Genomic DNA, 389 nt, shown 5'->3' on the forward strand with positions numbered 1-389 from the left:
GCTTTGCAGGGCGACGTCTTCCCATGCGTCCGCGGCGGCGGCGCGATCACCCATCTGCAGATGCGCAATCGCCATCTCGCGCCGGAGGTGAGCGAGTGGAAAATGCCGGCCGGCGATGGCCTCATTCTCGGCCACGTGCGCCGCGAGAATCGCGGCTCCAGGCGTGGCGGCATCGAGTCCGGCGGCCCAATCGCTTCGGGAGAAATGCGTGCTGGCCAGCGCCGCGTAGAGCTCGCCGAGCACGCCGTCGCGGCCCGACCAAAATACCGGTTTGCGGATCGCGCGAAGTTGCGTCCGGACTTGCAGCGCTTCGTCGGCGACCCGGCGCGCGTCCGTCAGATTGCCCCCGGCAAACGCGTCGATCGCGAGCTGATCGAGCGCCCATGCAA

The 389-nt window shown here is 68.6% G+C and carries 1 protein-coding gene; it reads right to left on the minus strand.

What is annotated here, in order from left to right; genetic code table 11:
* On the minus strand, positions 1-389 hold a 389-nt coding region (locus tag D7Y13_RS46750), incomplete at both ends, for a hypothetical protein (protein WP_158626279.1).

Origin of the sequence: Corallococcus praedator, from assembly GCF_003612125.1 — a bacterium.
Lineage (GTDB): Bacteria > Myxococcota > Myxococcia > Myxococcales > Myxococcaceae > Corallococcus > Corallococcus praedator.